22 protein-coding genes and 1 other RNA gene are annotated in these 23,361 nt (G+C 66.1%); 16 read left to right on the forward strand and 7 right to left on the reverse strand.

Features of this window, described 5'->3' with window-relative positions:
* Nucleotides 1–5: 5 nt before the first annotated feature.
* The gene (locus LDL28_RS10445; protein ID WP_233059269.1) at nt 6–743 is read right to left on the reverse strand and encodes a VacJ family lipoprotein; all 738 of its coding nucleotides are present in this window, start codon (nt 741–743) and stop codon (nt 6–8) included.
* Between the two features lie 434 nt (nt 744–1,177).
* Nucleotides 1,178–2,128, reverse strand: coding sequence for an FAD-dependent thymidylate synthase (gene thyX, locus LDL28_RS10450; protein ID WP_233058491.1), 951 nt, complete (start codon nt 2,126–2,128; stop codon nt 1,178–1,180).
* Between the two features lie 225 nt (nt 2,129–2,353).
* On the opposite strand from thyX, the gene ssrA reads away from it, so the two are divergent.
* The 4 genes from ssrA (at nt 2,354) to LDL28_RS10470 (ending at nt 5,692) form a co-directional block, all read left to right on the forward strand.
* Nucleotides 2,354–2,677: a transfer-messenger RNA gene (gene ssrA, locus LDL28_RS10455) on the forward strand.
* Between the two features lie 213 nt (nt 2,678–2,890).
* Nucleotides 2,891–3,478 (forward strand): SspB family protein, encoded by a 588-nt coding sequence (locus tag LDL28_RS10460; protein ID WP_233058492.1) that lies wholly within the window; start codon nt 2,891–2,893, stop codon nt 3,476–3,478.
* A gap of 101 nt (nt 3,479–3,579) precedes the next feature.
* Nucleotides 3,580–5,232 (forward strand): fumarate hydratase, encoded by a 1,653-nt coding sequence (locus tag LDL28_RS10465; RefSeq protein WP_233058493.1) that lies wholly within the window; start codon nt 3,580–3,582, stop codon nt 5,230–5,232.
* 67 nt (nt 5,233–5,299) lie between these two features.
* Nucleotides 5,300–5,692: a VOC family protein gene (locus tag LDL28_RS10470; RefSeq protein WP_233058494.1), complete on the forward strand. Its 393-nt coding sequence runs from the start codon at nt 5,300–5,302 to the stop codon at nt 5,690–5,692.
* Nucleotides 5,693–5,810: 118 nt separating this feature from the next.
* Here LDL28_RS10470 and LDL28_RS10475 read toward each other — a convergent pair whose 3' ends face one another.
* Together LDL28_RS10475 and LDL28_RS10480 are read right to left on the reverse strand one after the other, a co-directional pair.
* Nucleotides 5,811–6,305: a kinase inhibitor gene (locus tag LDL28_RS10475; RefSeq protein ID WP_233058495.1), complete on the reverse strand. Its 495-nt coding sequence runs from the start codon at nt 6,303–6,305 to the stop codon at nt 5,811–5,813.
* Nucleotides 6,306–6,336: 31 nt separating this feature from the next.
* On the reverse strand, nt 6,337–6,564 hold the full coding sequence (locus LDL28_RS10480) for a hypothetical protein (protein ID WP_233058496.1): 228 nt from the start codon (nt 6,562–6,564) through the stop codon (nt 6,337–6,339).
* A gap of 180 nt (nt 6,565–6,744) precedes the next feature.
* Between LDL28_RS10480 and queA the strand changes: the two genes are divergently transcribed.
* Genes queA through LDL28_RS10505 form a run of 5 tightly spaced genes read left to right on the forward strand, consistent with a single transcriptional unit; the run spans nt 6,745 to nt 11,180 of the window.
* On the forward strand, nt 6,745–7,803 hold the full coding sequence (queA, locus tag LDL28_RS10485; RefSeq protein WP_233058497.1) for a tRNA preQ1(34) S-adenosylmethionine ribosyltransferase-isomerase QueA: 1,059 nt from the start codon (nt 6,745–6,747) through the stop codon (nt 7,801–7,803).
* Nucleotides 7,800–8,960: a tRNA guanosine(34) transglycosylase Tgt gene (tgt, locus tag LDL28_RS10490; protein ID WP_233058498.1), complete on the forward strand. Its 1,161-nt coding sequence runs from the start codon at nt 7,800–7,802 to the stop codon at nt 8,958–8,960. The genes queA and tgt overlap by 4 nt, the downstream gene beginning before the upstream one ends.
* Entirely contained in the window at nt 8,960–10,042 is a 1,083-nt protein-coding gene (gene queG / locus LDL28_RS10495) for a tRNA epoxyqueuosine(34) reductase QueG (protein WP_233058499.1), read from the forward strand. The genes tgt and queG overlap by 1 nt, the downstream gene beginning before the upstream one ends.
* Nucleotides 10,039–10,338, forward strand: a complete 300-nt coding sequence (locus LDL28_RS10500) for a ribbon-helix-helix domain-containing protein (protein WP_233058500.1) — start codon at nt 10,039–10,041, stop codon at nt 10,336–10,338. Before queG ends, LDL28_RS10500 begins: the two co-directional genes overlap by 4 nt.
* A 26-nt stretch (nt 10,339–10,364) precedes the next feature.
* A complete protein-coding gene (locus LDL28_RS10505) occupies nt 10,365–11,180 on the forward strand; it encodes a TerB family tellurite resistance protein (RefSeq protein ID WP_233058501.1) in 816 nt (271 codons plus the stop codon).
* 73 nt (nt 11,181–11,253) lie between these two features.
* On the opposite strand, the gene LDL28_RS10510 is transcribed toward LDL28_RS10505, so the two are convergent.
* Nucleotides 11,254–12,384 carry an Mrp/NBP35 family ATP-binding protein gene (locus LDL28_RS10510; protein WP_233058502.1) on the reverse strand — a complete coding sequence of 377 codons (1,131 nt, stop codon included), beginning with the start codon at nt 12,382–12,384 and terminating at the stop codon, nt 11,254–11,256.
* 218 nt (nt 12,385–12,602) lie between these two features.
* Between LDL28_RS10510 and LDL28_RS10515 the strand changes: the two genes are divergently transcribed.
* From LDL28_RS10515 to LDL28_RS10530, 4 genes are all read left to right on the forward strand, one after another.
* A complete protein-coding gene (locus LDL28_RS10515) occupies nt 12,603–13,763 on the forward strand; it encodes an OpgC family protein (protein ID WP_233058503.1) in 1,161 nt (386 codons plus the stop codon).
* A gap of 76 nt (nt 13,764–13,839) precedes the next feature.
* Nucleotides 13,840–15,390, forward strand: coding sequence for a DegQ family serine endoprotease (locus LDL28_RS10520; protein ID WP_233058504.1), 1,551 nt, complete (start codon nt 13,840–13,842; stop codon nt 15,388–15,390).
* A gap of 5 nt (nt 15,391–15,395) precedes the next feature.
* Nucleotides 15,396–16,511, forward strand: a complete 1,116-nt coding sequence (locus LDL28_RS10525; protein WP_233058505.1) for an aromatic acid exporter family protein — start codon at nt 15,396–15,398, stop codon at nt 16,509–16,511.
* Nucleotides 16,512–16,553: 42 nt separating this feature from the next.
* Nucleotides 16,554–18,017, forward strand: coding sequence for a mannitol dehydrogenase family protein (locus LDL28_RS10530; RefSeq protein WP_233058506.1), 1,464 nt, complete (start codon nt 16,554–16,556; stop codon nt 18,015–18,017).
* 12 nt (nt 18,018–18,029) lie between these two features.
* Here LDL28_RS10530 and LDL28_RS10535 read toward each other — a convergent pair whose 3' ends face one another.
* On the reverse strand, nt 18,030–18,578 hold the full coding sequence (locus LDL28_RS10535) for a GNAT family N-acetyltransferase (protein ID WP_233058507.1): 549 nt from the start codon (nt 18,576–18,578) through the stop codon (nt 18,030–18,032).
* 82 nt (nt 18,579–18,660) lie between these two features.
* Here LDL28_RS10535 and LDL28_RS10540 point away from each other — a divergent pair, with 82 nt between their 5' ends.
* From LDL28_RS10540 to mdoH, 3 genes are all read left to right on the forward strand, one after another.
* Nucleotides 18,661–19,005: a winged helix-turn-helix domain-containing protein gene (locus LDL28_RS10540; protein ID WP_233058508.1), complete on the forward strand. Its 345-nt coding sequence runs from the start codon at nt 18,661–18,663 to the stop codon at nt 19,003–19,005.
* A gap of 111 nt (nt 19,006–19,116) precedes the next feature.
* The gene (locus LDL28_RS10545; protein WP_233058509.1) at nt 19,117–20,622 is read left to right on the forward strand and encodes a glucan biosynthesis protein; all 1,506 of its coding nucleotides are present in this window, start codon (nt 19,117–19,119) and stop codon (nt 20,620–20,622) included.
* The gene (gene mdoH, locus LDL28_RS10550) at nt 20,610–22,787 is read left to right on the forward strand and encodes a glucans biosynthesis glucosyltransferase MdoH (protein WP_233058510.1); all 2,178 of its coding nucleotides are present in this window, start codon (nt 20,610–20,612) and stop codon (nt 22,785–22,787) included. Before LDL28_RS10545 ends, mdoH begins: the two co-directional genes overlap by 13 nt.
* A gap of 20 nt (nt 22,788–22,807) precedes the next feature.
* On the opposite strand, the gene LDL28_RS10555 is transcribed toward mdoH, so the two are convergent.
* Entirely contained in the window at nt 22,808–23,263 is a 456-nt protein-coding gene (locus LDL28_RS10555; protein WP_233058511.1) for a hypothetical protein, read from the reverse strand.
* Nucleotides 23,264–23,361: the final 98 nt, after the last annotated feature.

Below are 23,361 nucleotides of genomic sequence, written 5' to 3' on the forward strand. Positions count from 1 at the left end.
TCCGGTTATCTGTTTGAGTACCAGTCAGGCACGGTGGCCCGGCGGTCGTTCTTGATGTTTTCCGCTATCGCCTTGCGCTGCTGCTGGTAGGCGCTGCGGATGGTGGCGTAGGGATCGAGCGAATCCTTCATCACCTGGTCCAGCGCATCGACATTGGTGGCCATGCCGTTGATGGTGCCCATGATGTTATAGGCCCAGTTGAAGGTCAGCAGCCCATAGCCACGCGGCACGTAGTTCCATGGTGACAGCCCGACATCAATACCGTAACCCACGCCGTCACGGAAGGAGGACGGCCCCAGCACCGGCAGGAACAGGTACGGCCCCGACGGCACGCCCCATGTCGCCAGCGTCAGCCCGGCGTCATTGTCATGATGCGTGTAGCCGGCGTAATTCGCCACATCGATCAGCCCGCCGATGCCCGCCGTCATGTTGATGCACCAGCGCACGAAGGCGTCACCCGCGCGGCGCGGCTTGCCAGCCCCCACGTCGTTAAAGAACACGACCGGCTCGTTCATGGTCTGGTACAGGCTGCCGAACGAATTGCGCAGCGGGCGCGGCACGGCCCAGATATAGGCCTTGGCCACCGGGCGCAGGGTATATTTATTGGCCCACATGGTCAGGCCGAACGCCTTGCGGTTCAGCTTCTCGTATTTGTCGTTGGCTTCCTTGTATTCAGCCAGTGCGTCCGGGTCGGTGGGGGGCGGGGCCGCGCAGGCGGCAAGTCCGAGCAGGCCAAGCGTCACCCCCACGACACGAAGCGCCGAGCGGCGTAGGGACGGGAACGGGCGGGACGACCAAGAATTCGATCCTGTCTCTGCGCGCATGCTCGTTTCCGCTTCCTCTGTCTTCGCTTCTTCCGCCGTGGTGGCATGGCGGAATGGCCCAATGCGTTTGGCCCAATGCGTTTGCAAGAATCCTGAACCGGGCGATAAGCCCTTTCTTGCGTCACTCTCTAGCATGGGATTGCCGTTGTGCAATCCGCTAGCCACCTGATGGACATATATTGTGCCTGCATTGCAGCGCGCACATGGGCGCAAATCCGCCGCTGGCAGGGGGCATGCGGCGGGGGCGCTGGCGGAATTGCCGCGTGAAGTGTGACGTAAAATCCACAGCCATCCGCGCATGTTTCCCGCGCGGCGACCGTGGCATCACAGTTTATTGAAGGTGCGGCCGGGGTTCAGGATACAAGACGGGGCGCGATTTCGGGGAACATGTCAGCCAGTTCCCGGATCTCGCGCCTGGACAGGCCCAGAGCCGCCGCATCCACCTGCTGGCCGCCCATGGCCGCGCGCAGCGCGCGCAGCGCGGGGCCGGACAGCAGCACAGCGTCGCGCATGTAATCGGTAAAGGCCTCGAATGTCAGCGGGGCCCATTTCTCCACGATCCGCAGGATGGCGTCGGCATAGGCGCGGATTTCGTACTGGGCGTGGCTGTCGGCGCGCAGGCGCAGGAAGTGCAGCAGGTTCCACAGGTTAATCTGCCAGTAGAACTGCGTCATGATGTTGACCGGCAGGTTCATGCGCGCCAGTTCACGGGCTACGGACGGGCGTGATGGATCGCGGGTCTGGCCGTTTTCATCCTCGTTCAGCAGGTCCATGTAATGGTCGTAGCAGCGCGAGGCGTCGTCACGCAGGATGTCGAGCACCTGCTGCGCCTGTTCGGGCGGCAGGCTGTCGGCGCGTCCCTGCTTGTTGCTGCTGGACTGGGCGGCGATATCCTCCGGCCGGGGAAAGTAGAATTCCTTTTCCAGCACCGAATAGCGGGCCGAGTACTCGTTGATGCTGGCGGTGCGGTGGCGGAACCACTGGCGGGTGACGAAAATGGGCGCGCGCACGTGCAGTTTCAGCACCGCCAGTTCGAACGGGCTGGTGTGGCGGTGGCGCATGAGGTAGCGGATCAGCCCCCGGTCATCGGACGTGCTGCGCGTGCCCTTGCCGTAGGAAACGCGCGCGCCCTGCACGATGCCGCTGTCACCGCCCATGTAATCGACCGCGCGCACGAAGCCGGTCTCCAGCACGGGGATGGGGGAATACAGCACGTCTTCCACCGCGGGTACGACAAGGCGACGTGTCTGCGCCCAGCCGGCGCGGGCCGCCTCGATTGCCGATTTCTGCTCACTGGAAAACATGTGTCCTACCGCCCCGTCTATGTCGATCATAACAAAGGATGGGGGCCATACCATACCGCCATGCCCTGTCCTAGTCATGTTGTTCCGGTCCGTGTTTCGCGGCGCCATCATGGCGCATGGGGTGGGCGCGGGCCAGCGGTTTTGCATGCCGGGCGGCACGGGCGCAAACGGATTCCCGGGCTGGTTCGGGGCGTCGCGCCATCGTCGTGTTCCCGCCCGGCCATACCCCTTGCCATATGCCGTGGCGCTCCCTATGTTCGGAAGTGCAGGAGGGGCTTGCCCCTTGGCTATGGCGATAAACGGCGCGTGGAATAAGTGTTGTGGACCCGGGGGCGGTACCCGGCGTCTCCACCAATTTCCCCCCCGATGGGGAACATGGGGACGAAACAGGCTCGACACGCATGGTAAAGACCCGCCTTTTGCCCGGCATTGTACCACCGTTATCGGGCTAAATCACAAGTGCCAACGATAACTCTGAGGTGCTCGCTGTCGCTGCATAAGCGATAAGCGCGGTTCGGGAGGGCACCGGGCAACAGAAGCCCTCCCACTTACATTTTCTTCGTGTATCTGTCCTTCATGTCGCGGCGGGCGCGGGTGGCGCACTATCCGCTTCGTGAAGAAATGCATCGTGGCTGTGGCTTGCCATGGGGGCGGGTTTGACGCACAGCTTGCTCCTGTGGCACGGCGTGGTCCGAACCCGCATGTCTGCAAAAATCCGCTCCGGTCGTGAACGCCCGGGCGGATCTTACGGAGAAGTCCGAAATGTCCGATGATCATGACGAGGAAAACGGTTTTGACGCCGCCCTCCCCGACAGCCTCATGCCCTATGATTCCTGGATCGAGGAGTCATACCGTCAGGTCATGCTGCACGCGCTGGATTACGCGGTCGAACATGGCCTGCCGGGCGATCATCATTTCTACCTGACATTCCGGACCGACTGGCCGGGCGTGGAAATGCCCGGACACCTGCGCGCCCAGTACCCGCACGAGATCACCATTGTCCTGCAGCACCAGTTCTGGGGCCTGAAGGTGGACCGTGCGCACGCGGTCATATCGGTCGGGCTGTCGTTCGGGGGCATTCCCTCCACGCTGGTCATTCCCGTGGCGGCCATTTCCGCCTTTGCCGATCCGCATATCCGCCTTGCCCTGCGCTTTACCGTGCCCGAGCAGCCGCCCGTGGCCGCCGCGCCGGAAAACGTGGTGCCGGTGCAGATACCGGAGGCGGAAGCCACGGCCGACGCCCCCGCCGCCGATGAGACCCGCGCGGAAGGGGAGGCCGAAAAGGGCGAAGGTTCGCAGGTCGTCAGTCTCGCCGCCTTCCGCAAGCGTGGGCCGGGGGGACCGGGCTGAGCCACATTTCCCATCCGGTGGCCCGGATGCACCGGGCGCGCCTTGATACCTGAACGCCGCCACCTGGAACCAATCCGGGGGAAAAGGCAGGAGACCGTCCGTTGAATGTATCCGCACCCACGCGCAAGCCATTTGTCTATGGCCCGCTCTTTCCATTGCATGATGAAACGACCCCGTGGAAGAAACTGGAGATCGAGGGGATTACCACCTCGGTCCTTGGTGGGCGCACGGTGGTCCATGTCCGCCCCGAGGCCCTGACCGCGCTGGCCGCGCGCGCCTTCAACGACGTGGCGCACCTGCTGCGCCCGGCGCACCTGGCGCAGTTGGCCAGTATCCTCAAGGATCCCGAAGCCTCCGAGAACGACCGCTTCGTGGCGATGGACCTGCTCAAGAACGCCTGTATCGCCGCGGGCGGCGTGCTGCCGATGTGCCAGGATACCGGCACGGCCATCGTCTATGGCAAGAAGGGCCAGCGCGTATGGGTTGACGGGAACGAGGAGGAAGCCTTCTCACGCGGGGTGTACGACACCTATACCGGCACCTCGCTGCGCTATTCGCAGATGGCCCCGGTCTCCATGTTCGAGGAAGTGAACACCGGCACCAACCTGCCGGTGCAGTTCCACATCTCCGCCACGCCGGGTGACTACCATGCCGAGCAGATGGATCTCATGTTCATCGCCAAGGGCGGCGGGTCGGCGAACAAGACCTTCCTGTTCCAGGAAACGCGCGCCCTGCTGTCCGACAAGGCCAGCCTGCTGAAATGGCTGGATGGCAAGATCCGCACGCTGGGCACGTCGGCCTGCCCGCCCTACCATCTCGCGGTGGTGATTGGCGGCATGTCGGCCGAGCAGAATCTGGAAACCGTCAAGCTCGCCTCCACCCACTGGCTCGACAGCCTGCCCACCGAAGGCAGCCCGCTGGGCCACGCCTTCCGTGACCTGGAGATGGAGAAGGAAGTCCACAAACTGACCCAGAAGATGGGCATCGGCGCGCAGTTTGGCGGCAAGTATTTCTGCCACGACGTGCGTGTTGTGCGCCTGCCGCGCCATGGGGCGTCGCTGCCGGTCGGCATCGGGGTTTCGTGTTCGGCGGACCGGCAGGTGAAGGCGCGCATCACCGCCGATGGTGTCTTTCTGGAACAGCTTGAGGCCGATCCGGCGCGCTTCCTGCCCGAAACGACGGATACCGACCTTGAGGGCGAGGCGGTCCAGATCGACCTGAACCAGCCGATGGACGAGATCCGGCGCAAGCTGTCGCAGTATCCGGTGCGCACGCGGCTGTCACTGACCGGCACGATGGTCGTCGCGCGCGACATCGCGCACGCCAAGTTCCGCGAGCGGCTGGAAAAGGGCGAGGGACTGCCCCAGTACCTCAAGGACCACCCCGTCTATTACGCAGGCCCGGCCAAGACGCCCGAGGGCATGCCCACCGGCTCCTTCGGGCCGACCACGGCGGGCCGTATGGACAGCTATGTCGCCATGTTGCAGAAGGCGGGCGGTTCCTATGTCATGCTGGCCAAGGGCAACCGCTCGCGTGCGGTGCGCGAGGCGTGCAAGGAATATGGCGGCTTCTATCTCGGTTCCGTGGGTGGCCCCGCAGCCCGTCTCGCGCAGGATTGCATCCGCAAGGTCGAGGTGCTGGAATACCCCGAACTGGGCATGGAAGCGGTATGGAAGATTGAGGTCGAGAATTTCCCCGCCTTTATCGTGATCGACGACAAGGGTAATGATTTTTACGAAGGCCTGACCGGCTGAACGTGACCCGTTACGGGTCCGTCCGGCCCATCCATCGGGCCGGACACACCGGAGGTTTGTGAGCGCCATGCGTTTTACCGTCGATCGTCTTGACCATCTTGTGGTGAGTGTGCGTGACCTGGAGGTCTCGGCTTCATGGTTCCAGCGCGTGCTGGGCATGGAGCGGGAGGAATATGGCCGCAACAACCGCACGGCGCTGAAATTCGGCGGGCAGAAAATCAACCTCCGCCCCCATGGGGCCGAAGGGTGGGTCACGGCGGAAGACGCGCTGCCCGGCACGAACGACCTGTGCTTCATCACCGCCGTCAGCAGCGGCGATGTGATCGAACATCTTGAAAAATGCGGCGTGCAGGTGACCGAGGGGCCGGTGGCCCGCCTTGGCGCGCTGGGGCCGGTCACATCGGTCTACTGCCACGACCCCGATGGCAACCTGATCGAGATCGCGTCCTATCAGGGTTAGGGGCGCGACAAGGAAAGTTTGCGGGTACCGCCTTTAAAACCGTCTTTTGGCTGGCGGATACTCCCTGCGCCATCCGTCCCATGACCGGGGCGGGTGGCGTTTTCGTTTCAGGGCCAGGTTATTTCGGCTTTTTGCCGTAAACCGCCGTCAGCGTGGCGGAGCCGAGGCTGTGCTGGTTGATGACAAAACCCACCATGGCGCCGGACGCGTCGCTGGGCAGTTCGATCCGTTCGATGTCCAGCGCGTGGATGGTGAAGATGTAGTGGTGCTCCGGCCCCGGCGGGGGGGCGGCGCCGCCATACACGTTCCCGCCGAAATCGGTGCGGGTCATCTCGGCGGGTTCGGGCAGGCTGTTGTCGCCCGATCCGGCCCCGGCGGGCAGGGAGGACACGGTGGCGGGAATGTTGATCACCACCCAGTGCCACCAGCCCGACCCGGTCGGCGCATCGGGATCGTAGAGCGTGATGGCGAAGCTCCTGGTACCCTCGGGCGGGTCCTGCCACGCCAGCGGGGGCGAGATGTTGCCGCCGGAATAGCCCATTCCATCAAATACCTGCGCTTCGGGCAGGCGGTCGCCTTCGTGGAAGGAGCGGCTTGTCAGTGTAAAGGTCATATCGGTTTCCTGTTTTCCGCGTGGGGGCGGTTTACCAGTTCTGGCTGATCAGCCAGAATTCCTCCGATGTCAGGGTAATGGCCTGGTCGCCATTCTTGCTTTCGGCGGCGGCGCGGGCCAGCGCTTCGATCCGCTGGATCATGAGCGTCTTGCGCTGGTGGACTTCGTTACGGTCCTGTTCATCAACCGCTTCCAGAACATGCAGGGCCGTCTTGCAGGCCTTGGTAATGCGTACGGCATCAAGTGCGGCATAGGACATGTGGTGTCTTCCTTGGCTGTGGAATGGAAAATTCCCCTGCGGGAATCGCGTCCGCATTCTGGCTTCCCCTTCCGCTTCTGTCCAATATCACCCTGCATGGCGGCCACCGCGCGGGGACGTGGCGGGGAAAGGTGAGAGTTCGGGCTGGCAAGTGCCGTGCGGATTCCGTAAAGGAGCCGCATGACGGATCTGGTTTCTGATTTTGATTTCGCGCTTCCCCCCGAACGGATCGCCGACCACCCGGCCCGCCCGCGTGACAGCGCGCGCCTGCTTGACGTGCCGGTGGAAGGCCCGTTCATGGACCGCCATGTGCGCGACCTGCCGGGCTGCCTGCGCGCGGGTGATATTCTGGTGGCCAATGATACGGCGGTGATCCCGGCGCAGCTCGCGGCCATGCGCGGGGCGGCGAAAATCGGCATCACGCTGGACCGTATCCTGCCCGATGGCACATGGCACGCACTGGCCCGCAACGCCCGCCGCCTGCGCCCCGGTGATACGCTGACCTTCGGGCACAACCCGGTGACGGCACAGGTCGTAAGCCGGGGGGAGGCAGGCGACATCACCCTGCGCTTCAGCGCGGAGGGGGCGGCGTTCGACCAGTTCCTGCATGATGCGGGCCGTCTCGCGCTGCCGCCCTATATCGCCCGCCCCGATGGCCCGACGGAAGCAGACCGCAAGGATTACAGCACCATCTTCGCCCAGCATCGCGGGGCGGTGGCCGCCCCCACGGCGGGGCTGCATTTCACGCCGGATCTGCTGGCCGCGCTTGATCAGGCCGGGGTGATCCGCCAGACCCTGACGCTGCATGTGGGGGCGGGCACGTTCCTGCCCATGCGCAGCGAACAGATTTCCGCCCACCACATGCATGCCGAACGCGGCACGATTTCCCCCCATGCGGCGGAACGCATCAACGCCGCGCGCGCGGCGGGGGGGCGGGTGGTGGCCGTGGGCACCACCTCGCTGCGTCTTTTGGAAAGTGCGACGGATGAGGAAGGCCGCGTGCACCCCTTCCATGGCGAGACGGCCATTTTCATCCGGCCCGGCTACCGTTTCCGCGCGGTGGACATGCTGCTGACCAATTTTCACCTGCCGCGTTCGACGCTGTTCATGCTGGTCTGCGCCTTTGGCGGCCCGCGCCGCATGAAGGCGGCCTATGACCACGCCATCGCCAGCGGCTACCGTTTCTATTCCTATGGCGATGCCTGCCTGCTGCATCGCGCCGAGGGAGACCTGCCATGACCTCTTTCCGCTGGCGCGCCGAAGCGCGCGCGGGCCATGCCCGTGCCGGCTGGCTCGATACCGCCCATGGCAGCGTGCCGACCCCGACCTTCATGCCCGTGGGCACGGTGGGCACCGTCAAGGCCATGACGATGGACAACGTGCGCGCCACGGGCGCGGGCATCGTGCTGGGCAATACCTATCACCTCATGCTCCGGCCGGGGGCGGAGCGGGTGCGCGAACTGGGCGGCCTGCATCGTTTCATGGACTGGCCCGGCCCGATCCTGACGGATTCGGGCGGGTTCCAGGTCATGTCGCTCGGTCCGCTGCGCAAGCTCGATCAGGATGGCGTGACCTTCCGCTCGCATATCGACGGCTCGAAACACCGGCTGACCCCCGAACGCTCGACCGGCATCCAGCACGCGCTCGACGCCACCATCAGCATGTGTTTTGACGAATGTCCCGCCCTGCCCGCGCCACCGGACGTGATCGCGAACTCCATGCGCATGTCCATGCGCTGGGCCGAGCGGTGCCGCGACGCCTTCATCCAGCGCCCCGGCTATGCGCAGTACGGCATCATACAGGGCGGCACCGAGCCGGAACTGCGCGCCGAGAGCGTAAAGGCGCTGACCGGGATCGGGTTCGAGGGCTATGCCATCGGTGGCCTCGCGGTGGGGGAGGGGCAGGAACTCATGTTCTCCACCCTTGATGTAACCGTGCCGCTGATCCCCGATGCCAGCCCCCGCTACCTCATGGGTGTCGGCACGCCCGATGACCTGCTGGGCGGGGTGGAGCGCGGGGTCGACATGTTCGACTGCGTCATGCCCACGCGGGCGGGGCGCACGGCGCGCGCCTATACCGAGCGGGGCACGCTCAACCTGCGCAACGCGCGCCATGCCAACGATTCGCGGCCGATTTCGCCCCATTGCGACTGCCTGGCCTGTTCGCGCCACAGCCGCGCCTACCTGCACCACCTGTTCCGCACGAACGAGATCCTCGGCCCCATGCTGCTGACATGGCATAACCTGGCCTATTACCAGCGTCTCATGCGCGGGATGCGCGGCGCGATCGTGGACGGGTCGTTTACAGCCCATGCCAGCCACCTGCGCGCGCAATGGGCGATGGATGACTGGAGTGGTGATGAAATGCCCTTTCCCGACATTCCATCGGTCGCCTGATGGCCCGCCCGCCCGCATCATCCCCCGCTGAAGGCGCCCGGCTTGCCGCGGCGATAGCGGGTCATGCGCGGGCGCTGGGGTTCGACGCGGTGGGCTTTGCCCCCGCACGGCTGGATGATGCGGAACGCGCCCGTCTTGCCGCCTTTGTGGAGAACGGGTTCGCGGGGGGCATGGGCTGGATGGCGCAGCGCATGGAGCAGCGCGGCGACCCGCGCGGCCTGTGGCCCGAGGTGCGCAGCGTGATCGCCCTTGGCGTGACCTACGCGCCCGAAGGCGATGCGCTGGCCACCACCCGCCTGCCCGATGCGGGCAATATTTCGGTTTACGCCCGTAACCGGGATTATCATGACGTGGTCAAGGGCATGCTCAAGCATCTGGCCCAGTTCGTGGTCAATGAAGGGCGGCGGCAGGGGATGGATGGCCCGGAGGTGAAGGTGTTTGTCGATACCGCCCCGGTCATGGAAAAACCGCTGGCGCGGAACGCCGGTCTGGGCTGGCAGGGCAAGCATACCGGCCTTGTCTCGCGCCAGCACGGAAGCTGGCTGTTCCTGGGGGAGGTCTATACCACGCTGGACCTGCCGCAATCCGCGCCTTCGGGCGGGGGGTGCGGCAGTTGCACCCGCTGTCTTGACGCCTGCCCCACCGGGGCGTTTCCCGCCCCCGGCGTCATGGATGCGCGGCGGTGCATTTCCTATCTCACGATCGAAAACCGCGATCCGATTCCGGTGGAGCTGCGCCCTGCCATGGGCAACCGCATCTATGGCTGTGACGACTGCCTGGCCGTGTGCCCGTGGAACCGCTTCGCCACGGCCACGCACCACATGAAACTTGCCGCGCGCGACGACCTGCGCGCGCCTGCGCTGGCTGAACTGGCGGCGCTGGATGACGTGAGCTTCCGCGCCCGGTTTTCCGGCTCGCCCATCAAGCGGATCGGGCGCGGGCGCTTCGTGCGCAACGTGGCGGTGGCCATGGGTAACAGCGCGCGCGCCGAGCTGCGCCCGGTGGCCATGGCCCTGTGCGCCGATGCCGACCCCGTGGTGGCGGAAGCCGCGCAATGGGCGGTGGGCAGGCTGCCCGCGTGAACGACCATAATGCCCTGCCGCTGCCCGCGCAGCGCGGCGCGCGGCCCTTGCGCAAGCGCAGCCTCAACCTGTCGGGCCACCGTACCAGCGTGGCGCTGGAGCCGGAATTCTGGCACGCGCTGGACCTGATCGCGCATAAACGCGGGCTGACGCTGGTGGGGCTGGTCGGGCGCATCGACGCCACCCGCCCGCCGGACCGCCCGCTGGCCTCCGCCCTGCGGGTGGAAGCCTTGCGCGAATGGATGCCAGCAATGCCGCAAATGCCTGATGGCGGCAGGGAAGATCGGTTGGGTTAAGCCTGTATCCGTGCTAGCATCGGGGCATGGCGATATGGGGCAAGATTTTTGGTGGCGTTGCGGGGTTCGCGGTCGGCGGCCCCATGGGGGCGGTCGTCGGCACCGCGCTGGGCCACGCGGCGGATAACGGTTCCCTGCTGGAAACGCCGGTGGGTGGCTGGACCGACCGCTGGGGCCCACGGCTGAATGCCGACCCCAATGGCGCGGCCACCTTCATCGCGGCCAAGATGGCGGCCGTGATGGGCAAGCGCGACCAGATGTACGGGCTGGTCGTCATTATCCTGTCCGCCAAGATGGCGAAGTGCGATGGCCCGGTGAACCGCGCCGAAATCGACGCCTTCAAGCGCCGCTTCCACCTTCCGCCCGAGAACATGAAGGAAGTGGGCCGCCTGTTCGATAACGCCCGCCAGCGCACGGATGACTACCGGGCCTTCGCGACCGAACTGGGCCGCGCCTTCGCCGGGCGCACCGCCATGCTGGAGGAGGCCCTGGCCTCGCTGTTCGTGATCGCCCGCGCGGATGGGGAGATCAACGCGCGTGAGGAATCATTCCTGCGCGGCGTGCACAAGGCGTTCGGCCTCAGCCCCGGTGCGTGGGACCGCGCGCGTGACGGCGGCGCACGCCCCGGCGTGAGCGAGGTGGATGCCTATACCGTGCTGGGCGTCTCGCGTGACGTGAGTGATGAGGAAGTGCGCATCGTCTGGCGTCGCCTTGTGCGCGAACACCACCCCGACATCATGACCGCGCGCGGGGCCTCCGCCGCCGAACAGGCGCGCGGCGCCGCGCGTATCGCCCGCATCAACGCGGCATGGGACCGGATCAAGCGCGACCGCAGGCTCTGATGGGGGCGTAACGGGGGCTGGCTGGCCCCCGCGCCACGGCGGGGAATGACCCCGCCATGCCCGGCCGGACGGATCAGCGGGCGTTTTTCTTCTGCTCCAGCACGCGGCGCACGGTCGCGCCCACCGTATGGGCCAGGCCGCGATAGGCCTGCCCCGCCGGGCTGTCGGGCGCGGCGATCACGATGGGCGCGCCTTCGTCCGCGCTGGCGCGGATATCGGCCAGAAGCGGGATTTCACCCAGGAACGGCACCTTCATCTTCTCCGCTTCCGCCCGCGCGCCGCCATGGCCGAACAGTTCGGTGCGGTGGTTGCAGTTGGGGCAGCAGAAATAGGACATGTTCTCCACGATCCCCAGCACCGGCACGTTCATCTTCTCGAACATGGTAATGCCGCGCCGTGCGTCCAGCAGCGCGATGTCCTGTGGCGTGGAGACGATGATGGCGCCCGCCAGCGCGGTTTTCTGCGCCAGTGTCAACTGCGCATCCCCCGTGCCGGGCGGCATGTCCACCACCAGCACATCCAGCGCGCCCCATTCGACATCGCCCAGCAACTGGTTGATGGCCCCCATCACCATCGGCCCGCGCCAGATCATGGCCTCGGTCTCGTCCACCAGCATGCCGATCGACATGGCGCTGATGCCCCATTTGCGTGGCGGGATCAGGTGACCATCCGCCACTTCGGGCCGCGCGTTCAGGCCCATCATGCGCGGCAGGGAAGGGCCGTGGATATCCGCGTCCAGCAGCCCGACCTTCAGCCCCTCAAGCCCCAGCCCCACCGCCAGGTTCACGGCCGTAGTCGATTTACCGACCCCCCCCTTGCCCGACGCCACGGCAATGACCACGCCCACCTGCGGGGGGAGCGGGCCGGTCGCGGCTTTCGGTGCGCCGCCCAGGTTGAGCGGACGATGCCCGCCGGATGCCGGCGGGGCCGCGGGGGCCGGCGCGGGCGCGGGGCGGTGCGCGGTCAGGATGACGCTGGCCCCGGAGCAGCCGGGAACCGCCGCCATAAGGGCACGTTCCAGTTCGGGCAGCAGCGGCTGCAGATCCGCCGCGCGCGCGCGGTCCGTCGCGATGGCGACGTGAAGCACCCCGTCACGCACCATGAAGGCGTCCAGACTGCCCAGTTTGGCTACATTGGTGGATTTATCTGCCGTATGGACCTGTTGCAGCACGGTCTCGATGGTTGTCCTGTCGGGGTTGGTCATGGTGGTGCGTTTCCTGCTCTGTCGCCCCTGCGGGTATAAAAGGAGCAGGGGAGTGTGGTCGAGTCATGAAACCGTGGTGCGGGCGCGTCCGGGCATGCGCCGCATGCGCGCCGTCCCTGCGGCGGGAGAATGGCGCCCGGCCCGGTTTGCTGCTTTACGCTTCTCCGTTGCATGGTGTGAATGGCTATCATGCGCGCATTCAGGCAGGCAGGGACATAATGGGCAATTCCACTCCACAGGCCGCGTCCCATCACCGGCGGGACCACAGGGTTGACGCCCTGCGTGGGGTGGCGCTGCTCATGATGTGCATCGACCATATTCCGCAAGATGTGCTTAACCGCTTCACCATGCGCAATATCGGCTTTGCCGACGCGGCGGAGGTGTTCGTGCTGCTGGCGGGCTATGCCTCCTGGCTGGCCTACGGGCGGGCCTTTGGCACCCGGCCCGTGCCCACGGTCCTGCTGCGCATCGGGCGGCGGTGCTGGCAGCTTTATGTGTACCAGATCGTGCTGGTTGTGGTCTGTGTCTCCACCATTCGCATATGGCGGCATTTCTGGCCCGTGCCGGTCGATTTCCTTGAACCCGAACTGGCGCATGGGCTGGATTCGGTCTGGCGGGTGCTCTCGCTGGTGGCGTTGCCGGGCAACCTGAACATCCTGCCGCTCTATATCGTGCTGCTGCTGGGCTTTGCGCCGCTATACGCGCTGCTGCGCGGGGTGGGGACCGCCGTGGTGCTGGGCCTGAGCGGGGCCGTGTGGCTGGTGGTCAATGTCGACCCCCGGCTCAACTTTCCCAACTGGCTTGATCCGGATGGCTGGTTTTTCGATCCGCTGGCGTGGCAGTTCCTGTTCGTGCTGGGGGTTTGCGCCGCGCGCGTGGCGGGGCGGCATGACGGCAGCCTGCCGCGCTCGTACGTGCTGGCGGCGGCGTGCGGGCTGTACCTGGTGTTTTCCGCCGTGCAGTCCTTTCCATGGATGGACTGGGGCTTTGCCGACCTGCGGCCCGTGACCATGGGGGTGCCCGACAAGATGATCCTCTCGCCCTGGCGGCTGCTGGACGTGCTGGCGCTGTTCTATCTTGTCCAGTCCTCCACGCGGGCGACGGGGCTGGCCGCGACGCGCGCCGGCCAGTTCATGGCGCTGTTCGGGCGGCACTCCTTGGAAATCTTCACCATGGGCACCATAGTGGATCTGTATGGCCGCCTGGTGCTGACCAGCTTCGGCACGGGGTTCGTGATGCAGGTGGCGGTCAATGCGACAGGCTTCGGCGTGCTGCTGGCCGTTGCCCGCATCCGGGAGCGCCAGCGCAACGCGGCCCGTGGCGCGGCACGGGGCGGGCAGGGCAACCTTGCGCCGCCCGCCCCCTTATGCAGGAACTGAGGCCGTGATTTCCGCGCCGGTCAAGGGCATGGTATAGCTGTCCACCCGATCCCGTTCAGCAGGATATATGCACCCCATGTCCTTTCGTGCCGCTGTCTTTTCCCGGTCCTGCCTTGCCCTGGGGCTGCTCGCGACCCCTGGTGCATACACCGCCGCCCATGCGCAGGAGCCCGCCCCCACGGCCCCCCTGCGCCTGCCGGGCGAGGGACGCAACATGCCCGACAGCTTCGCCGACCTGGCGGCGAAGCTGCTGCCCGCCGTGGTCAACGTCTCCACCACCGAGATGGTCCGCCCCGGCGATGACGAGGAGGAGGGCGGCGATGACGGCGACAGCACGCCGCAGGTGCCCAATTTTCCCGAAGGTTCGCCGTTCGAGAAATTCTTCCATGATTTCATGAACCGTCAGGATTCACCCAACGCGCCGCCGCGCAAGATGCAGGCGCTGGGTTCGGGCTTCATCATCGACCCGTCGGGCGTGATCGTGACGAACAACCACGTCGTGCGCCATGCCGACCAGATTACCGTCACGCTGCAGGACAATACCGTGCTCAAGGCGCGGCTGCTCGGGCATGATGACCGTACCGACCTTGCGGTGCTGAAGGTGGACAGCCCCAGGCCACTGCCCGCCGTGCCGTTCGGGGATAGCGACCATGCGCGGGTGGGGGACTGGGTGCTGGCCATCGGCAACCCGTTCGGCCTCTCGGGCACGGTGACGGCGGGGATCATTTCCTCACGCGGGCGCAATATCGAGCAGGGACCGTATGACGATTTCATCCAGACGGACGCCCCCATCAACAAGGGCAATTCCGGCGGCCCGCTGTTCAACCTGAAGGGTGAGGTCATCGGCATCAACACCGCCATCTTCTCGCCTTCGGGCGGGTCGATCGGTATCGGGTTCTCCATCCCCTCGGCCGAGGCGCAGGGCATTATCGAACAGCTCCGCCACCACGGCACCGTGACGCGCGGGTGGATCGGGGTGCGTATCCAGGACGTGACGCAGGAAATTGCCGAGGGCCTGGGCATGCAGGGCGCCCATGGCGCGCTGATCGCGGGGGTGGAGCCGAAGGGACCGGCGGACATGGCCCATCTCCAGACCGGGGATGTGATCCGGAGCCTGAACGGCAAGGATATCGACGGCCGCGCGCTGCCCCGTCTGGTGGCCGAGCTTGCGGGTGGCAGCGTGGCGCATCTGGGGATCTGGCGCAAGGGCCAGCAGATGGAGGTTCCCATCACCATCGGCGCCCTGCCCGATGAAAAGACCGACAAGGCCGAGGGCGGCCACGCCCCCGCCCATGAACCGGCGCAGAACAGCGTGGCGATTACCGGCATGGGTTTCACGGTGGGTGAGATCGATGACATCGCGCGCCAGAAATACAACATGGCCGAAGGGCAGAAGGGCGTGCTGGTGACCGGCGTGACCGAGGACAGCCCGGCCGCCGAACGCGGGCTGCGCCCCGGTGACGTGATAACCGAGGTGCAGCAGTCCGCCGTCGGCACGCCAGCCGACCTGCGCCGCCAGATCGACGCCGCGCGCGCGCGCCACGGCCGGACCGTCCTGTTCCTGGTGCAGAATGCCGATGGCCTGCGCTGGGTGCCCTTTCCCCTGCCCGATGGCGCCGGGCACTGACCCGCATGGGGGCGCGCCTGCGGGTCATGCTGCGTTCCATCATGCGCAAGGGCACGTGGCGGCAGGTCGTGCGGATGAATGTCTCGCTCGTGCTGTCCGGCATCGTCGCCACGCTCATCCATCTTGAAGAGCCGGTCTGGGCGCTGATCACATCGGTCATCGTCATTACCCAGACCCGGCTGACCCAGACGCTTTCCACCGGGCGTGAGCAGATTGTCGGCACCCTGATCGGGGCGGCGGCGGGCATGTCCGCCATCGCGCTGGAACAGTGGTATGGCCTTTCGCTGGCTATGGTGTTCTGGGTCATGCTCATGCCGCTGGCGGTTGTCGTGGCGCTGCGGCCCAAGATGCGGGTCGCGATCGTGACCCTGATGGTCGTGCTGCTGTTTCCCGCCACCGGCGCGCCCTTTTCGCGCCCGCTGCAACGGATCGCCTCGATCATGACCGGGGTCGTGGTGTCGTTCGCGGTCTCGTTCTTCGTGCTGCGCAACGAGGCGCGGCGCGAAGTGCTGGCGGACTCCGCCAGCCTGCTGCGCGGTCTGGCCGACCTGCTGGGCAGCGCGCTGCGCCCGCATCCCGATTATGACACGCTGGCCACGGCGGATGTGACGTGCCGGTCGCTGTTGCAGGACATCAATGACGGCGTGCAGGAAGCGGAGGTGGAGCACCCCGGCGCGCTTGCCCGGCATGACCCGCTGGTGGCGCGCCTGCCGGGGCTTTTGCGTCGGATCCGTTCGGATGCTATCTTCATCGCGCGCGCGGCGGTGGAGGGCGAAACCGCCCGCATGGGTGACATGCTCGGTCATGAACGCGACATGGTGGTCCTGCTTTTGGGCCAGATGGCCGATCGCTGCGATGCGACCGCCGCCACCCGCCGGGGCCACGCGCTGGGCAGTGAGGGCATGCGTGACATGCTGGACCGCCTGGAGCGGACGGGGGAACACTGGACGCCTGTCATGCGTTTCGCCGTAGGGCTGCTGCATGCCGACATGCGGCTTGCCGTGCGTAATATCTGGTCAGACGGGCGGACCGATGATGGTCCGTTCCCGCTTTCGGGGCACCCGCTTCTGGCTGAAGTTTCCTTCGGGCCGGTCAGTGCCGACAGGGCAGACAAGGGATAGGGCCGGCCTGCGCAGATACATACAAGGAGTTCGAAAGACACCATGCTGAATGAAACAACCCTGAAGCATCTTCCCGCCGGCGTGCAGGCGCCACATTACCAACCGGGGGAAGTGGGGCGCGGGATCGTTCATTTTGGTGTGGGCAATTTTTTCCGCGCGCATGAAGCCTGGTATGTGGACAAATGCCTCGCCCTGCCCGGACAGTCGGAATGGGGGATCGTGGGCGTGGGCCTGAGCGGTGGCGCGCGCAGCGAGGCCAAGGCCCACGCCTTCCAGCAGCAGGACTGCCTGTATTCCCTGACCGAAGTCACGGCCGATGGCGTGCGCACGGTGTCCGTGATCGGGGCCCTGCGTGAATATCTGCTGGCCCCCGCCAACCCCGATGCGGTGCTGGCCCGCCTTGTCGACCCGAAGACACGCATCGTCAGCATGACGATAACGGAGGGTGGCTACAATATTGACGAGGAAACCGGGCGTTTCAGGCTCGATACCCCGGCCATCCGCGCCGATCTGGACAACCCCCGCCAGCCCGCCACCGTGTTCGGCTACGTGGTCGAGGCCCTGCGCCGCAGGCGGGCGGCGGGCACGGGACCGTTTACCGTCCTGTCATGCGACAACCTGCGCAGCAATGGCCATGTCGCGCATGAAGCCTTTGTGGGGTACGCCCGCGCGCTGGATGCGGACCTGGCGGCGTGGATCGAGGCCAATGTCACCTTTCCCTGCTCCATGGTGGACCGCATCACCCCCGGCGTGGACGCGGCGACATGCAGGGCGCTGAACGAAGCCAGCGGGCTGGACGATGAACTGCCCGTGCTGGCGGAAGATTTCAGCCAGTGGGTGCTGGAGGACAAATTCTGCAACGGCCGCCCCGCGCTGGAAAAGGTCGGGGTGGAGTTCGTGCAGGACGTTGCGGGCTATGAGCAGGTGAAGGTGCGCATGCTCAACGCGGCGCATATCCTGCTGGGCTCGGCCGGGCTGCTGCTGGGCTATCGCTACGCCCATGAAACGGTGGAGGACGCGGATCTGGAGCGTCTGGCCAATGCCTACTGGACACAGGACGCGATGCCCCAGATCGACGCCCCGGCGGGTGTGGATCTCGATGCCTACCGCAGGCGTCTGCTCAGCCGGTTTTCCAACCCGGCGGTCGCGGATACGCTGCTGCGCATATGCAGTGATGGCGCATCCAAGGTCCGGGTCTTCTGGACCGATACCGTGCGCCGGTCGCTGGCCAGCGGCCACCCGCTTGACCGGATTGCCTTCGGCATCGCCGCCTATCTGGAAATGCTGCGTGGGCGCGACGAGAAGGGGCAGGCCTATACCCCCATCGAACCGACGCTGGATGCGGATGAACTGGCGCTGGCCCGTGCCGATGACCTGTCGGCCGGTCTGGCGCTGTCCGCGTTCGATGGCTGGCGCGACATGGACACCACGGCGCTTGACGCGGCGGTCATCGCCGCGCGCCGCTCCATCCGCGCGCGCGGGCTGCGCGCCAGCCTTCCGGCGTAATCCTTGCCGGGGTCAGGGGGCAGGGGAAATGGCGCGGCGCATCGGGCAGGCATCCGCGCCATAACTCCGCGTGACCTGTGGCGGTATGTCGGCCATGGGCGTGAAGCCCAGATGCGCCCAGACCGCCCGCGCGCCCTCGGCCGCCATAAGGGCAAGCCATGATATGCCCTGCCGCCGGGCCTGCGCCGCCATGAGCCCGAGTGCCGCATGCGTATCGCCCCGCCCGCGCAGGGAGGGCAGGATGGCGATGTCATGCAGGTACCAGCAATCCGCCGCCTCGGGCAGGCGGCGCAGGTATGTATCCAGTGCGGGGGGTGAGGCCATGCGCCAGGGGTGGCTCAATACGTACCCCCCCACACCGCCGGTGGGGCCGGGCAGGATCAGGCAGCCCGGCGGGCACAGGCTGTGGCGTTCCTCCAGTATGGCGGGCCGTTCCGGACAGGCGGGGTGCAGGCGTTCGGCCAGCGCGCTTACGGCGGGCAGATCCCGTGCCTCCATGGGACGCCACCGGCCATGGATCGGGGCCGCCATGGGTGCGACCGGATGGTCGGAATGGGTCATGATTTGAAACTTCCCTTCCAGAAGAAGCCGTTTCCGGTAAAAACGACCAGTGGTATAGCTGCTGGCGGGAGTAAGAAGAACCATGACTGAAATGCGGCTGACGTTGCGGCTCGACGCGAATGGCACCCCCCTGCTTGGGCACGGCAAGATCCGGCTGCTTGAACAGATCGGCCGGACGGGCTCCATTTCAGCCGCGGCGCGGGTGATGGGCATGTCCTACCGCCGGGCCTGGCTGCTGGTCGAGGCCATGAACACCGCCTTCACGCAGCCGCTGGTCTCCGCGCGGCCCGGCGGCGGCGGCGGCGCCGGGCTTTCGCCCCAGGGGGAAGCCGTGCTGCGCCTGTACCGTGAAATCGAGGACGCGGCCCGTGACGCGACCCGTGCCCCGCTTGAGGCATTGGGGGCGATGTGCGCGCCCGCGCCGTGAAAAAGCCATGAGTGTGATGATCACACTCATACCAGCACCTGCCTGGCCAGAACAGGAAGCCAGAACAAGAAGAATGAACCGGAGTTCAGCGCAGTGTTACGACGTGATTTCATGAAAGCGGGAACCGCCCTTTCCGCCCTGGCCCTGTCGGGCATGGGCGCGATACGGCCCGCCAGGGCGACCCAGAGCAGTAATTTCGATTCCACGACAGTACGCACCCTGGCGCACCAGCTTTCGCAGCAGGCCTATCAGGCCCCGTCGCAGACCCTGCCCTCCGCCCTGCGCAACCTGAATTTCGATCAGTACAACTCCATGTCCTTCCGCTCGGAACAGGCATTGTGGCATGGGGAGAATCTGGGTTTCGATGTCGAGTTCTTTCCGCGCGGCTATCTGTACGCGCCCCGCATCGACATGCATGAAGTCATTGATGGGCAGTCGCGCCCCATTACCTTCAGCCCGGACATGTTCGACTACGGAGATCCCGCCCTGCGGGTGAATGATGATATCGGCTTTGCGGGCCTGCGCCTGCGCGCGCCGATCAATACACCCGGTGTCATGGAGGAATTCTGCGTCTTCCTGGGCGCATCCTATTTCCGCGCCGTGGCGAAGGGGCAGAATTACGGCCTGTCGGCACGCGGCTTCGCGAATGGCACGGGGGATCCGGCGGGGGAGGAGTTCGCCCTGTTCCGCGCCTTCTGGCTGGAAAAGCCCAAGGCGGGGGTGGATAGCGTCGTGGTGCATGCGCTGCTTGACAGTCCCTCCCTTGCCGGGGCGTTCCGCTTTACCATCCGGCCGGGCGAGACCACGGTGTTCGATGTCCAGTCCTATCTCTACCCGCGCAAGGCCATTGCGGAATCCGGCATCGCGCCGCTGACGGGCATGTTCTATTTCGATGCCAACGACCGCACCCGCGTCGATGACTGGCGGCCCGCCGCCCATGACAGCGAGGGACTTTCGATGTGGACAGGCAGCGGCCAGCAGTTGTGGCGGCCGCTGCGCAACCCGCGTGACCTGCAGTTCTCGGCCTTCAGCGATGTCAGGCCGCATGGCTTCGGTCTCATGCAGCGCAAGCGCTCCTTTGCCGATTTCGAGGATGTGGCCCTGAATTATGAAAAGCGTCCCTCGCTCTGGATCGAACCGATCGGGGACTGGGGCATGGGCGCGGTCGATCTGGTGGAAATTCCCACACCCAACGAGGTGAACGACAATATCGTCTCCTTCTGGCGCCCCCAGCAGCCGCTGGACCAGGGGCGCGAATATATCTTCACCTATCGCATGTACTGGGGCTGGGACACGCCGTGGCCCACGAAGCTCGCCCGCGTGGCCGCCACGCGCGTGGGGGAATCGACGGATGATTCGCATACCCGGTTCTTTGACCTCGACTTCGTGGGCGCGCCATTCCAGAACCTGCCGGACAAGCCGCATTTCCACCTGCAATGCCGGACTTCGGCGGGTGAAATCCGCAATGTGGTGGTCGAGCCGGTACCCGCCATCCATGGCTGGCGCAGCACGTTCGAATTCGCCCCGGGTGATGCCAAGGTGGCGGAACTGAACTGCGTGCTGGCCGATGATAACGGCCCCGTATCGGAAGAATGGGTCTATCGATGGACGCCGTAGGCGGCCTGACATCATCGGGGCCGCCCACGCGCGGCCCGTCCACCCTGCTGCCGCAAGGCTGGTCCGCCCTGCCGCCCCCGGCGCCGCTGGACATGCCTGTCCATCCGCTGGCCGATGCGCCGGACCTGCATGGGCGCGGGCCGGTCATGCCCACCCAGTGGCGCCTGATCGGGCTGCGGCGCCTTTTGGTCATTGGCGGCGCGGTGGCCATGACCGGGCTTGCCGGGTACGAAATGGACCTTGTGTTCAACGCCGTGCAGCGTTCCGTGGCCGGCATGGTCATGCTGGTGCTGTTTGTCGTGCTGTTTTTGTGGATCGCGCTGGCCTTTACCTCCGCCATCGCGGGGTTCGGGTCGATGCTGGCGCATGGCGGGCTGGGGCTGGGCATTACGCGCACCGGGCCGCTGCCGCGCCTGTCCAGCCGCACGGCGCTGCTGATGCCCACCTATAACGAGGATCCGGGCCGGGTCATGGCCGGGCTGCGCGCCACCATCGACAGCCTGACCGCCACGTTGCAGGAACGCGCGTTCGATGTGTTCATCCTGTCCGATACGACCGACCCGGACATATGGGTAGCCGAAGAGGCCGCGTACATGGCCCTGTGCCGCGCGACGGGCTGGGGCGGGCGGCTGTTCTATCGCCGCCGCGCGGTCAATACCGACCGCAAGGCGGGCAATATCGCCCAATGGGTGCGTGCCTACGGCGCGGCCTACCAGCAGATGATCACGCTTGATGCCGACAGCGTCATGGCGGGCGACGTGATCGTGCGGCTGACGGCGGCCATGGAGCGCAACCCCGGCGTGGGGCTGATCCAGTCCCTGCCGGTCATTGTGAACGGATCGACCCTGTTCGCGCGCATGCAGCAGTTCGCGGGCCGCGTCTATGGTCCCCTGATCGCCCACGGCATTGCCTGGTGGCATGGGTCGGAAGGCAATTACTGGGGGCATAACGCCATCATCCGCACCAAGGCGTTTGCCGAACAGGCGGGACTGCCCCACCTGCCCGGCCGCAAGCCGTTCGGTGGCGCGATCATGAGCCATGACTTCGTGGAGGCCGCCCTTATGCGCCGGGGGGGCTGGGCCATCCACATGGTGCCTGCCCTGAGCGGATCGTATGAGGAAAGCCCCCCGTCACTGACCGATATCGCCATCCGTGACCGGCGCTGGTGCCAGGGCAACCTGCAGCATGCGAAGGTGATTTCCGCCAACGGCCTGCACTGGGTCAGCCGCATGCACATGCTCATGGGCATCGGCTCCTACGTCACCGCGCCGCTGTGGCTGATCTTCCTGCTGGTCGGGATCGTGGTGTCCCTGCAAACCCGCTTCTACAAACCCGAATATTTTGGCGACACCAAGCTGCTCTACCCCCACTGGCCCCATGTGGATCCGGTACAGGCGGAATACATGTTCCTGGGTACCATGGTGGTGCTGCTGGCCCCCAAGATACTGGCGTACATCCTGCTGCTGATCGATGGCCCGCTGCGGCGGGGATGTGGCGGGGCCATCGCCGCCGCCGCCTCCATCATGGTGGAAACGGTCGTGGGCGGGCTGATGGCCCCGATCGCCATGCTGATCCAGACCGGGGGCGTCATTTCCATCCTGATGGGGCGCGATTCGGGCTGGAACGCGCAGCGGCGCGACGCGGGCAGCCTCCAGATCATGCATAATGTGCGGCTGTACATGGTGCATACCCTTATGGGCATGGCACTGGCCGCGGCGGCATGGAGCGTCTCGCTCCCGCTGTTCTTGTGGATGCTGCCGGTAACGCTCGGCCTGGTCTGCGCCATTCCCCTGACGGCGCTGACCGGCAGTACGGCGGTGGGGCAGGCGTTCCGGCGTGCCCACCTTCTGTTGATACCCGAGGAAACAGCCCCGCCCCCCGTGCTGAAGGAAGCCGTGACCTATATGGGCCGCATGGCGGGCCAGCCGGTGCCCGAAGCCATTGCCGCGCTGCGCGCGCGCGCCGAACTGCTCAGGGTGCATGAAATCCTGCTGCCGCCGCCCCGCCACCGGGGGGATCCGATCAACCCCGCCCTTCTGGTCGGCCTGCTGAAGGTGCGCGAGGCCCCGGATCTGGCCACGGCGGTGCGTGAACTCGACCGTGCGGAAAAATCAGCCGTGCTGGGCAATGCAGAAGGGCTGCATCTTCTGGCGCAACTGCCCTGAACGGGGCGCGCAGGGGCCTGTCAGTCGCCTGATGTGCCCTGCGGGGCGGAAATGGCTTCCTCCCCCTCATCACCGCCATCGATGGACATGACCGCGTCCAGCGCGTCACACAGCTTTTTCTGGTTCGGGCTGGCAAGGCTGCCGGGTGCTTCGCATACCTTGGCCGCATCCGGCACGCAGGATTCGGTTGCGTCCTCATAGTCGGATGTCATGACGTCATGCGCCAGCGACAGGTTGGGGTTATGCGCGTTCTCGCCCGCCTCATCGATGAATTTTTCCATCTTGTGCAGGTCTTCGAGTTTGTCGAGGCAGGCCTGGCTGGCCAGGTTGGGCTTGAGGCGCAGCACCCCCAGCGCGCGCTGCACCTTCTGCACGACCAGACTCTGGCCGTGGGCGGGGGGGCAGGGCAGCAGGGAAGCGCAGAGCAGTAACGCGACCGGCAATGCGGCAAGGCGTGAAGGCAGCTTGATGTTCACCGTGACCGTTCCGTTTGTCCATATCCCGGTATGGGGTGCAGGGCGCCCGCCGTACTGGCGGGGGCCTGGCGTGACTATGGCAGGAACCCGCCGGTTGG

Source organism: Komagataeibacter sp. FNDCR2 (assembly GCF_021295395.1).
In the GTDB taxonomy this organism is placed as follows: domain Bacteria; phylum Pseudomonadota; class Alphaproteobacteria; order Acetobacterales; family Acetobacteraceae; genus Komagataeibacter.